The sequence below is a fragment of the Pseudomonas sp. TWI929 genome (assembly GCF_039673335.1).
In the GTDB taxonomy this organism is placed as follows: Bacteria; Pseudomonadota; Gammaproteobacteria; order Pseudomonadales; family Pseudomonadaceae; genus Aquipseudomonas.
Map to the genome: position 1 here is coordinate 1 of NZ_JBDJLK010000032.1, position 12,489 is coordinate 12,489.

The 12,489-nt window shown below is 63.1% G+C and carries 9 protein-coding genes; 2 read left to right on the plus strand and 7 right to left on the minus strand.

Annotated elements, in window-relative coordinates; all coding sequences use genetic code 11:
* Positions 1-70 precede the first annotated feature (70 nt).
* Positions 71-838 carry a tetratricopeptide repeat protein gene (locus tag ABE456_RS14790; protein ID WP_346644584.1) on the minus strand — a complete coding sequence of 256 codons (768 nt, stop codon included), beginning with the start codon at positions 836-838 and terminating at the stop codon, positions 71-73.
* A gap of 3 nt (positions 839-841) precedes the next feature.
* Complete coding sequence (locus tag ABE456_RS14795; RefSeq protein WP_346644585.1) at positions 842-1,522, minus strand: Fe2+-dependent dioxygenase; 681 nt, start codon at positions 1,520-1,522, stop codon at positions 842-844.
* A gap of 222 nt (positions 1,523-1,744) precedes the next feature.
* Here ABE456_RS14795 and ABE456_RS14800 point away from each other — a divergent pair, with 222 nt between their 5' ends.
* On the plus strand, positions 1,745-4,018 hold the full coding sequence (locus ABE456_RS14800; RefSeq protein WP_346644586.1) for a TonB-dependent siderophore receptor: 2,274 nt from the start codon (positions 1,745-1,747) through the stop codon (positions 4,016-4,018).
* Between the two features lie 257 nt (positions 4,019-4,275).
* Positions 4,276-6,831: a sulfite reductase flavoprotein subunit alpha gene (locus tag ABE456_RS14805; RefSeq protein ID WP_346644587.1), complete on the plus strand. Its 2,556-nt coding sequence runs from the start codon at positions 4,276-4,278 to the stop codon at positions 6,829-6,831.
* A gap of 130 nt (positions 6,832-6,961) precedes the next feature.
* On the opposite strand, the gene ABE456_RS14810 is transcribed toward ABE456_RS14805, so the two are convergent.
* The 5 genes from ABE456_RS14810 to ABE456_RS14830 form a co-directional block, all read right to left on the minus strand.
* Positions 6,962-7,753 (minus strand): amidohydrolase, encoded by a 792-nt coding sequence (locus tag ABE456_RS14810; protein ID WP_346644588.1) that lies wholly within the window; start codon positions 7,751-7,753, stop codon positions 6,962-6,964.
* Entirely contained in the window at positions 7,741-8,889 is a 1,149-nt protein-coding gene (locus ABE456_RS14815) for a pyridoxal phosphate-dependent aminotransferase (protein ID WP_346644589.1), read from the minus strand. Before ABE456_RS14815 ends, ABE456_RS14810 begins: the two co-directional genes overlap by 13 nt.
* A gap of 211 nt (positions 8,890-9,100) precedes the next feature.
* Positions 9,101-10,564, minus strand: coding sequence for a ribosome biogenesis GTPase Der (der, locus tag ABE456_RS14820; RefSeq protein WP_346644590.1), 1,464 nt, complete (start codon positions 10,562-10,564; stop codon positions 9,101-9,103).
* 116 nt (positions 10,565-10,680) lie between these two features.
* A complete protein-coding gene (bamB, locus tag ABE456_RS14825) occupies positions 10,681-11,823 on the minus strand; it encodes an outer membrane protein assembly factor BamB (RefSeq protein WP_346644591.1) in 1,143 nt (380 codons plus the stop codon).
* The gene (locus ABE456_RS14830; protein WP_346644592.1) at positions 11,824-12,465 is read right to left on the minus strand and encodes a tetratricopeptide repeat protein; all 642 of its coding nucleotides are present in this window, start codon (positions 12,463-12,465) and stop codon (positions 11,824-11,826) included. It lies immediately after the preceding gene.
* Between the last annotated feature and the right edge of the window lie 24 nt (positions 12,466-12,489).

Consider the following 12,489-nt stretch of genomic DNA (forward strand, 5'->3'; position numbering starts at 1 on the left):
TCCCCCTCCCGCCGCCGCCCCCCCCCCCCCCAGATCGCCCCACCCACGGCCGCTCCTACACTTGACCGCGTCAGCCGGTCAGATTGGAGCACTTTTCGCGCCGTTCGATCTCCTCGGCATAACGCCCCGCAAAAGCCATCAACACTGGCCCCGCCCCCTGCAAGGTCACCAGCGCAGCGCGCAGGAAGTTCATGTTGCCCTCGACCCGCGCCCGCTCCAGCCAGGGCCCTGCCTCTGTCACCTGCCCACGCTCGACCAACACCAGCGCCAGGCTGAACATCCCACGAAAATCCCCCGCCTCGGCCGAGCGCCGATACCAGCGCACCGCCCGCGCCGGGCTGGGCGCCGTGGCAATGCCCTGCTCCAGGTAACGCCCGTACAGGTTCATCGACTTGGCATGCCCCAGCTGCGCAGCCTTCTCGTAACACATCAGTGCCTGCGCCTGATTGGCCAGCACGCCACGCCCGGTGGCCAGCAGATTGCCCAGGTTGTAAAGGCCCCAGTCCAACCCGGCATCGGCTGCGCGGGCATAGTGCATGGCAGCCTGTGCCAAATTCACCTCACCGCCCCAACCATGCTCCAGGCAACGCCCGAGCATGTTGTGCGCCATGGCACTGCCACCCTGTGCGGCAATACCAAACCAGCGCCGGGCAACACTGGCATCCGCTTCGATGCCGCGGCCATCGAGCAGGATCTGCCCGAGCAGCAACTGCGCCTCGACCGCACCCTGCCCCGCCGCCGCCAGAATCGCCTGGGCGGCTTTGCCGGGGCTGTCTTCGAGCATGGCCTGCAAACCGGCCACATCCACCACTTCCTCACGTCGCAATTGGTAAGACACGGCTCAAACCTCGGCCCAGCGGCGCAGCAGGTTGTGGTAGGTGCCGGTCAGTTGCAGCAGGGATGGGTGGTCCGGCACATCGGCAGTCAGTTGCTGGATGGCATTGTCCATCTCGAACAGCAACGCCCGCTGGCTGTCCTCGCGCACCAGACTCTGGGTCCAGAAGAACGCGGCATAACGCTGGCCACGGGTCACCGGGTTGACCTTGTGCAGGCTGGTGCCGGGGTACAGCACCAGGTCACCGGCGGCCAGCTTCACCTGCTGCACGCCATAGGTGTCCTGGATCACCAGTTCGCCGCCGTCGTAGCTGTCCGGGTCGCTGAGGAACAGGGTCGAGGACAGGTCGGTACGCACCCGCTCCGCGCTGCCTTTGGGCTGGCGCAGGGCATTGTCGATGTGGAAACCGAAGTTGCCGCCTTCGCGGTAGCAGTTGATCAGCGGCGGGAACACCTTGTGCGGCAGGGCCGCCGACATGAAACGCGGGCTTTTCCACAGGCGATCGATCAGTGCGCTGCCGATCTCCTTGGCCAGCGGGTGGCCTTCTGGCAATTGCAGGTTGTGCTTGGCCTTGGCCGACTGGTAGCCGGCCGTGACCTTGCCATCGGCCCAGTCGGCCTGCTCCAGCGCCTCGCGGATACGGGCCAGTTCATCGGCATCGAACAGCCCGGGGATGTGAAGCAGCATGGCAGCAGCACCGTTAGGAAGTGTAAAGGCGCCAATGATATTGATTCCCTTTTGCGCTCCACAAGCCCCATTCGCCGCTTAAGACGTTTCAGCTTGATGAAACCGTAAAGGCAAATTGTAAAGATTGTAAATTCTTCACGAATGGTAACGACTCTCAATTGTGAGTCACAATTGCTTACATTAAGATCCGCCGCCTCAATACCTTGGGGAAGGTCCTAAGCAATGCGCCAGTACGTACCATCTGCAGTGAGTTCACCACGCCTGATCGTGTCTGCCATCGGTGTCGCCCTTAGTGCCTCGTCGGTCTATGCCGCCGACCCGGCCGCCAGCAACGCCGTCACCCTCGACGCCACCAGCGTCAATGGCAAGGCTGAACAGGCCAGCACCGATTACAAGGTCGAGAAGGCCTCCTCGCAGAAGTACACCGCGCCGCTGGTAGACACCCCGCGCTCGGTTACCGTGATCCCGCAGCAAGTGATCAAGGACACCAACGCCCTGTCGCTGCAAGACGCCCTGCGCACCGTGCCAGGCATCACCATGGGTGCCGGCGAAGGTGGCAACCCGTCCGGCGATCGTCCATTCATCCGTGGCTTCGACAGCCAAAGCTCGATGTACCTGGACGGCGTGCGCGATACTGGTTCGCAAACCCGTGAAATCTTTGCCATCGAGTCGGTGGAAGTGGCCAAGGGCCCGAACTCCACGATCGGTGGCCGCGGCGCGGCTGGCGGCACCATCAACATGGTCAGCAAACGCGCACATCTGGGCAACTCACTCGACGGCGCCTGGACCTGGGGCAGCGACCAGACCCAGCGCTACACCCTGGATGGCAACTACCAGTTCAGCGATAGCGTTGCAGGGCGCCTCAACTTGATGACCCACAAAAACAACGTCGCCGGCCGTGACGAGGTCAACTACGACCGTTGGGGCGTAGCGCCATCGCTGGTCTTTGGCCTGGGCACCGATACCCGCGTCAGCCTTGACTACTACCACATGGAAAGCGACGACCTGCCGGATTCGGGTATTCCCTACAGCCTGCGCTCCGGCAGCTCGGCCGCCCGCACCTCGGCCAACCCGGACAAGCCGACTCACGGTGGTGGCAGCAGCAGCAACTACTACGGCCTGGTCGGCCGCGATTTCTCCAAAAGCCGCGCAGACATCTCGACCATCAGCATCGAGCATGACCTGAGCGACTCGCTGACCATCAAGAACACTTTGCGCCATGGCAACACCCTGCAGGACTACATCTACAGCCAGCCAGACGACAGCAAGGGCAACATCCTCAACGGTGAAGTCTGGCGTCGCCCGAACAACCGTGTGGCCAATACCCGCACCACCACCAACCAGACCGATCTGTATGGCGATTTCTACATCGGAGGCATGAAGAACACCTTCTCCACCGGTATCGAACTGAGCCGTGAGACCTCGGAGAAAACCGGTTACAACGTCACCGGCTTCGCCTCTGGCAACTGCTCGAGCGCAACCGGGCAGATTTCTGGCGTCTGTACCTCGTTCCAGAACCCCAACCCGCATGAAGAGTGGGACGGGACCATCAGCCGCACCCTGGCCGGCGCTGATACTGCAGGCAACACGCGCGCCATCTACTTCACCGACACGCTGGAGCTCGACCCGGCCTGGTTGCTGACCATGGGCCTGCGCTATGACCACTTCGACACCAAGGCCAAGACCAAGCTGGCCAACGGTTCAACCAGTTTCAAGACCAAGGACACCAGCGAATTCGTCACCGGCCAGCTGGGCCTGACCTGGAAGCCTGCTGAAAACGGCAGCATCTATGTGTCCTATGCCACCTCCGCCACCCCGCCAGGTGCCTCCCTCGGCGAAGGTTCCGATGGCAATGCACTGGTGACTGCAACCACCACCAGCGAGTTGAAACCGGAAGAAACCACCAACTACGAAATCGGTACCAAATGGGACCTGCTTGATGAACGCCTGGCGTTGACCGCAGCAATTTTCCGCACCGAGAAGGAAAACGCCCGCGTATTGGTGGATAACAACACCTACCAGAACGTCGGCAAAACCCGTGTAGATGGCTTCGAACTCAGCGCCAGCGGCAAACTGACCGACGCCTGGCAAGTCTTCGCCGGCTACACCTACATGGATGCCAAGCTCATCGACGGTGGCTCGCAGCGAGTCGGTACTGTGTTCGTCGATGGCTACAACGATGGCAACCAGCTGCCTAACACGCCGAACAACAGCCTGACCTTGTGGACCACGTACAATGTCACGCCGAAACTGACCGTTGGTGGCGGCGCCTTCTACGTCGATGATGTGTTCGGTAATACCACCAACAGCGTGATGGTCGATTCGTACTGGCGCTACGACGCCATGGCCAGCTACAAGCTGACCAAGAACGTCGACCTGCAGCTGAACGTGCAGAACCTCACCAACGAGGTCTACTACGACAAGGCCTACAGCGCGCACTATGCCAACCAGGCAGCCGGGCGGACTACGCTGCTGACCACCAGCTTCCACTTCTGATATCGGGATTGGGTTGATCCGCTAGAAAGGCTGCATCTGTAGCGGCCCTTTCGCAGGCTTGCCCGCTCCCACAGGTACGGCACAATTCTCGAGCCCTGTGCGGTACCTGTGGGAGCGGCTTTAGCCGCGAAGAGGCCAGTACAGGCTTCCCCTGAAAGAAGCCCACCCCGCCCCGTTCATCCCTGTGAGCGGGGCTTTTGCGTATCAAGGCATAATGCACACCGCACAGCTAGCGGCAGCAACACAAGGTGATCGATGTGGTGAAGAAGACACTGTTCCAATTGCACTGGTTCTTTGGCATCACCGCTGGCCTGGTGCTGGCCTTGATGGGCATTACCGGGGCCCTGTATTCGTTTCAGGAAGAACTGCTGCGCGCATTCAACGCCGATGTACTCAAGGTAGAAATGCGCGCCGAAGGCGTGCTGCCGCCAGCCGAGCTGGTGCAACGGGTTGAGGCCCAGCAACACGACAAGGTGGCGATGCTGTGGGTCGACGTGCGCGACGGCAACGCCGCACGGGTCTTCTTCACACCACCGCCGGGCGAGCGTCGTGGCCAGCTGCGCTATGCCGACCCGTACACCGGCGAGCTCAAAGGTGAAGTGGCCGGGCAAGGCTTCTTCAACCTCATGCTCAACCTGCACCGCTTCCTGGCCATGGGCGACACCGGCCGGCAAATCACCGGTGCCTGTACCCTGATGCTGGTGTTCTTCTGCCTGTCCGGCCTGTACCTGCGCTGGCCGCGCAAGGCGCTGGACTGGCGCACCTGGCTGACCTACGACTGGGCCAAGAAAGGCCGCGCCTTCAACTGGGACCTGCACGCCGTGGCCGGCACCTGGTGCCTGCTGTTCTACCTGCTGTTCGCCCTGACCGGGCTGTTCTGGTCCTACGAGTGGTACCGCGAAGGCCTGAACAAGCTGTTGGCCGACGCGCCAGCTGCCGGCCAGCAGCAAAAACGTGGCGAAGGCCGTGGCCGCCACGGGCCGCAGAAAGTCGACAAAAACGCCCCGCCGCTGGTGGTCGACTACGACGCGATCTGGGCCAACCTCAAGCACGCCGCCGGCCCAGGCCTGGCCATGTACAACCTGCGCCTGCCGCCGGCAGGTGGGCAACCGGCCAACCTGTTCTACCTGCTGGACAACGCCGACCACCCACGTGCCTTCAACACGATGGTGTTGGACCCGGCCACCGGCCAGGTGAAAAACCATGACCGCTACACCGACAAATCCTTCAAGGCCCAGCTGCTGCAAAGCGTCTACGCCCTGCACGTCGGCGAATACTTCGGCCTGCCCGGGCGTATCATCGTCACCATTGCCAGCCTGACCATGCCGCTGTTCTTCGTCACCGGCTGGCTGCTGTACCTCGACCGCCGCCGCAAGAAGCGCCAGGTGCGCGCGGCCCGTGGCAACGTCGCCAGCAGCAACGGCAGCGGCGACAGCTGGCTGATCGGTTTTGCCAGCCAGAGCGGTTTTGCCGAACAACTGGCCTGGCAGAGCGCCGGCCAGCTGCAGGCGGCCGGCCTGCCGGTGCAGGTACGCGCCCTGGCCGAACTGGGCGAGAGCGACCTGCGCCAGGCCCGCCGTGCGCTGTTCGTGGTCAGCACCTTCGGCGACGGCGAAGCCCCCGACAGTGCCCGCGCCTTCGAGCGCAAGGTGCTCGGCCAGCCTTGGGCACTGAACAACCTCAACTATGCCCTGCTCGCCCTCGGCGACCGCCAGTACCCGCACTTCTGCGGCTTCGCCCGCCGCTTGCAGGCGTGGCTGGCTGAGCGCGGTGCCAGCAACGCGTTCAGCCCGGTGGAAGTGGACAACGCCGACCAGGCCGCCCTGCAGCAGTGGCAGCAAGAGTTGGCGCAACTGACCGGAGCCCAGCCGGTGGCCGGCTGGCAGCCACCAAGCTTCGGCAACTGGTCGCTGGTGCGCCGCGAACTGCTCAACCCAGGCAGCCAGGGCCAGCCCGTGTACCTGCTTGGCCTGCAGCCGCAACAGCCTGCCAGCTGGGAAGCCGGCGACCTGGTAGAGATCCTGCCGCTCAATGGGCAGCCAAGGATCGACGCGCTCCTCAACGGCATGGCACTGGACGGCGGTGCCCAGGTGCAGGTGAATGGCCTGAGCGAAACGCTTGTTCAAGCGCTCGCTGGTCGCCAGCTTCCAACGCGCCGTGATCACCTGATCGGCCTGCAGCCACAAGCGCTGATCGACGCGCTGGTACCGATCGGCAGCCGCGAATACTCCATTGCCTCGATTGCCAGCGATGGTGTGCTGGAGCTGATCGTGCGTCAGGAACGCCACGCCGATGGCCACCTGGGCCTGGGCTCTGGCTGGCTGACCGAGTACCTGCCGCTGAACGGCACGCTGAGCCTGCGCCTGCGGCGCAACAGCAGCTTCCACCTGCCGGAAAGTGCCGCACCGATGATTCTGATCGGCAACGGCACCGGCCTGGCCGGCCTGCGTAGCCTGATCCGGGCACGGGTGAATGGCGGTGAGCAGCGTAACTGGCTGCTGTTTGGCGAGCGTAACCGGGCGCATGACCTGTTGTGTGGTGACGAGCTACAAGCCTGGCTGGCCAGCGGCGACCTGGCGCGCCTGGACCTGGCATTTTCGCGGGATCAGGCCGAGAAGGTGTATGTGCAGGATGTGTTGCTGCAGCAGGCTGACGAGTTCAAGCGCTGGGTGGCGGATGGCGCCTGTGTGTATGTCTGCGGCAGCCTGCAAGGGATGGCAGCGGGGGTGGATGCGGCGCTCCATGGCATGCTGGGTGAAGCCGCTGTGCAGCAGCTGATCGAGGATGGGCGGTATCGGCGGGATGTGTACTGATTCAAAATTGATGTAGGGCTTCAACGGCCTCTTCGCGGGTAAACCCGCTCCCACAAGGCCCTCACAGATTTCGAAACCTGTGCAGTACCTGTGGGAGCGGGTTTACCCGCGAAGAGGCCGCAACAGGCTGTCAATGGAGCTCGAAGGTATCAGCATCCAGGTTAGCCGGGAACTTCGCCCGGTAGGCCGCCAGCTCCGCCGCGCTCAATACCGCGGTAAACACCCCGTCCGCTTCCCCGGCACTAAGCAGGCTCTCCCCCTGGAAGTCCAGCACCTGGCTGTCGCCGGAATAGGCAAAGCCCTTGCCATCGGTGCCCACTCGGTTCACCGCCGCCACATAACACAGGTTCTCGATACCCCGCGCTGGCAGCAGGCGGTTCCAGTGCTGGCGACGCGCAGCCGGCCAGTTGGCGGTGTACAGCAGCAGGTCGGTGTCCTGGGCGTCACAGCTCCACACCGGGAAGCGCAGGTCGTAGCAGATCAGCGGGCGTACCCGCCAACCCTTGACCTCGAACTGCACCTGGCGCTCACCCGGGGTGTAGTGCTTGTGCTCGCCCGCCATGCGGAACAGGTGACGCTTGTCGTAATGCAGGATCTCGCCATCCGGCCGCGCCCATAGCAAGCGGTTGCGGTGGCTGCCATCAGCGGCCTGGATGATCACACTGCCAGTAATCACCGCGTCGATGCGCTTGGCCTGGGCCTTTAGCCATTTGTAGGTCGGGCCGTTCTCAGGCTCGCACAGGTTTTCCGACTGCATGGAAAAACCGGTGGTGAACATCTCCGGCAGCACCACTAGGTCGGCGCCACGTGCCTGCTCCAGCAGTACCTCGAAATGCGCGTAGTTGGCCTCACGGTCATGCCACGCCAGGGTGGTCTGGACCAAGGCGACTTTCAGGTTGGGCAGTGCACTCAGATCGCGCATAGTTTTTCCGCTGCCTGACGCAGCGTCTCCTCACGTTTGGCAAAGCACAGGCGCACCAGGCGTTGCTCGGGGATGGGTTGCTGGTAGAACACCGACACCGGGATGGTCGCCACGCCATGCTCACGGGCCAGCCACAGCGACATGTCGACATCGTTCAGGTCCGGGCGGATTCGCGAGTAGTCCACCAGCTGGAAATAGGTGCCCGTGGTGCGGGTAAAGTTGAAGCGCGAACCTTCCAGCAAGCCGCAGAACAGGTCACGCTTGGCTTGGTAAAAGGCCGGCAATTCATCGATATGCTCGGGGTGCGCGGCCATGAAGTCGGCCAGCGCGCACTGCAGCGGCGTCACCCCACAGAAGTTGACGTACTGGTGCACCTTGCGCAGCTCGGCGCTCAGCGCCGGCGGGGCGATCACGTAACCAGTCTTCCAACCAGTGACGTGGTAGGTCTTGCCAAACGAGCTGACCACGAAGGCGCGCTGGTAGAGCTGCTCGTGGGCCAGCACGCTGGCATGGCGCACGCCGTCGTACACCAGGTGCTCATAGACCTCGTCGCTGACCAGGTAGATATCGCGGTCGGCGATCAACCGGGCCAACTGGTCAAGGTCTTCACGGCTGATCAACGCACCGCTGGGGTTGTGCGGCGAGTTGAGGATGACCATGCGCGTGCGCGGGCTCAGGGCATCGCTGAACTTCTGCCAGTCGATACGGAAGTCGCCGTCACTTAGCTGCACATGCACGCAGCGGCCACCGGCCAGCTCCACGGACGGCTCGTAGCTGTCGTAGCAAGGGTCGAAGACGATCACTTCGTCACCGGCATGCACCACCGCCTGGATGGCACAGAAAATCGCCTCGGTGGCACCGGGAGTGATGGTCACTTCCTGGTCGGCATCCACCTTGGCCCCATACAAGCGCTCGACCTTGGCCGCCACTTGCTGGCGCAGGGCCGGCAGCCCGGTCATTGGCGAATACTGGTTATGCCCGGCAGCCACATGCCGGCCCACTGCATCGAGCAGTGCCTGCGGGCCGTTGAAGTCGGGGAAGCCTTGCGACAGGTTGAGCGCGCCGGTCTGCACGGCGAGCTGGGACATGGTGGTGAAGATGGTCGTGCCGACATTCGGCAGTTTGCTGCGGATCATGAAGCCCTCTTTCCTGGGGTGTATCCGGCACGGGGTGGAGTCCGAGCATAGCGGATCGAGCGGTCAGGAAAAAGGTTGAAACAATGGGGGCTTTGCGCTGGATCAAAGGGCCTCTTCGCGGGTGAACCCGCTCCCACAGAGATCGCACCATGCTTGAGGACAGTGCTGTACCTGTGGGAGCGGGTTTACCCGCGAAGAAGCTGACGCGGAATCAGCGCTTGTCGCGGCGCTTCTTCTCGGCCTTCTTGTGGTGCGACATCAAGCGGCGCTTCTTGTTGACCTGGCGGTCGGTGAGGGTGTTCTTCTTGCCCTCGTACGGGTTCTCACCGCCCTTGTACTCGATGCGGATCGGCGTACCGACCAGCTTCAGCACACGGCGGTAGGTGTTTTCCAGGTAACGCGAGTACGACTTGGGAATACTCTCGGTCTGGTTGCCGTGGATCACGATCAGCGGCGGGTTGGCACCACCAAGGTGGGCATAGCGCAGCTTGATGCGGCGGCCGTTGACCAGCGGTGGTTGGTGCTCGCTGACCGCATCTTCGAGGATCTGCGTCAGGCGGCTGGTTGGCCAGCGGGTCACAGCCGAGGTGAACGCGGCCTGCACCGACTTGTACAGGTTGCCCACGCCGGTGCCGTGCAATGCGGAGATGAAGTGGATGTCGGCGAAGTCGACGAAGAACAGCCGGCGCTCCAGCTCGGTCTTCACGTAAGCGCGCTCACCCGGCTCCATGCCATCCCACTTGTTCAGGGCGATGACAATGGCGCGGCCGGCCTCAAGGGCGAAGCCCAGCAGGTTCAGGTCATGGTCGACCACCCCTTCACGGGCGTCCATGACGAAAATGACGACGTTGGCGTCCTTGATCGCCTGCAGCGTCTTCACCACCGAGAACTTCTCGACTTCTTCGTGGATCTTGCCGCGCTTGCGCACCCCAGCGGTGTCGATGAAGGTGTACTTGTCGCCATCACGCTCGAACGGGATGTAGATACTGTCACGGGTAGTACCCGGCTCGTCGTACACCACCACGCGCTCTTCACCGAGCATGCGGTTGACCAGGGTCGACTTGCCAACGTTCGGGCGGCCGATGATGGCGATCTTGATGCCATCTTTCTCGCTCGGGCCCGGAATGCGTACAGCCTCTTCGCCTTCGGCGACGTCCTGCTCAAGCGCTTCTTCTTCAGCGTCACGCGGCAGGTGGCCGAGCAGCGACTCCATCAGGGCATTGATACCACGGCCTTGCGAGCCAGCCACCGGAATGGCGTTACCCATGCCCAGCGGCGAGAACTCGGCACGGGCGATGTCCGGGTCAATGTTGTCGATCTTGTTGGCCACCAGGATGGCCGACTTGTTGCGCTTGCGCAGGTGGTCGGCAATCATCTGGTCGGCGGCGGTCATGCCGGCGCGGGCGTCGACCAGGAACAGCACGTAGTCGGCTTCTTCGATGGCCATGAGCGACTGCTCGGCCATTTTCTCGTCCATGCCCACTTCGTCACCGGTGATACCACCGGTGTCGATCAGGATGTAGGAACGACCCTGCCAGCTGGCATCACCGTACTGGCGGTCACGGGTCAGGCCCGACAGGTCACCGACGATGGCATCGCGGGTTTTGGTCAGGCGGTTGAACATGGTGGATTTGCCGACGTTCGGGCGGCCCACCAGGGCAATTACGGGAACCATCGGCTCTCCACTCTCGAATTCTTGAAAATGCAAAGGCCGCTGCAAGGCAGCGGCCGGAGTACGGGCGGCGTGTCCTACGCCGCGGCTTGAAGCCCGCCAAGGCTTCAAGCATAGCTTCAGCGAACGGTCAGTGCCTCGAGCTTGCCGCTGTTGCCGAAGACATAGATGGTGTCGCCGACCACAAGTGGGCGGGCGCGCAGGCCATCGCTGTCGATACGCTCACGGCCGACGAAGCGGCCATCCACCTGGCTCAGCAGGTGCAGGTAACCTTCGAAGTCGCCCACAGCCACGTAGCTGGAGAACACTTCCGGTGCCGACAGCTGGCGGCGGGCCATGGTGTCGTTGGTCCACAGGGCGCTGGAAGAGCGCTCGTCGACGCTTTCTACGGTACCCGAAGCTTCGCTGACATAAACGTTGCCGTAGCCCTGGGCGACACCCACGTAGCTGGAGGCATCGCGCTGCCACAGCACACGGCCGCTTTGCAGGTCCAGGCCCGCTACGCGGCCCTGGTAGGTGCTGACGTACAGGGTTTCACCGGACAGCAGCAGGCCCCCGTCGATATCGACCACACGCTCCAGCTCGGAACGGCCCTGCGGGATGGCCACACGGCTTTCCCACACCGGCACGCCGTTATTGATGTCCACCGCCACCACTTTACCAGTGGACAGGCCGGCAACGGCCAGGCGGTTGGTGACAATCGGTGCACCGGTGCCACGCAGGGTCAGTACTGCCGGGGTGCTCTCGTAGATCCAGCGACGGTCACCAGTAGCGGCATCCAGGCCGATCAGGCGGTCGTCCTGGGTCTGCACCACTACCACGTCACCGTTGTTGGCAGGCGGGGCCAGCACTTCGCTGGTCACGCGGGAGCGCCAGCGCTCCTCACCGGTGCTGGAGTCCAGGGCGATGACTTCACCCTTGAGGGTGCCGAGCATGACCAGGCCGTAGCCCACGCCAACAGCGCCGGAAACCTGCAGCTCCAGGTCCTTCTTCCACACCACGTCGCCAGTGATGCGGTCGAGGGCGAAGACTTCGCCGTTGACGTCGGAGGCGTAGATGCGGTCGTTCTCGATGGCCGGCACCAGGGTGTTGTAGGTTTCACCCTGGCCGTCACCGATCGAACGGCTCCACTGCTTCTTCAGCACCACTTCCTCGGTGAACTTGGTCAGCTCAGCCGGGGGCAGTTCCTTCTTGCTGTTGCTGCTGCAACCTGCGGCCAGCACGGCCAGGGTCAGCACTGCTGCTTGTTTCCAACCGATCACTTACGCGTCCCCTTTGGCCAGGTCATCCAGCTTCAATTGCAGGCCACCGACCGCCGCCTCATCGGACAGCGCAGCCTTGGCTTTTTCGTAAGCGCTGTGCGCGTCGGCGGCACGACCCAGCTGTACCAGCAGGTCGCCCTTCAACTCTTCACGGCTGGCCAGGAAGGCTTTGTCGGCATCGCCGTCGAGCAGCTTGAGGGCGTCCTCGGCCTTGTTCTGGGCAGCCAGCACACGTGCCAGACGCTGGCGCGAAATTTCGCCCAGGGTGGCATCGGCCGGCTTGTCCAGCACGCTCTTCAGCTCGGCAGCGGCGTCGTCGAGCTTGCCGCTGTCGACCGCGACCTTGGCCACGAACAGGCTGCCGTACTGGGCATAGGCGGTACCGCCGAACTCGCTCTTGAGCTTGCTGGCCAGTTCCGCGACCTTGGTGGCGTCTGGCTGGCCAGTCGGCGTCAGGCTGGTTTCAAGCAAAGCCTGATACAGCTGCGAGGCACCTTGCGACTGGTTGTTCTGGTACTTGTGCCAGGTATTCCAGCCCAACACTACCACGCCGGCCAGCAGGGCGCCGGTCAGCAGCGGCTTGCCGTTACGGTTCCACCAGTCCTTGACCCCTGCCAGGTCATCATCATCGGTACTCGACACCCCAATACTCCTTTTCGCCTATTC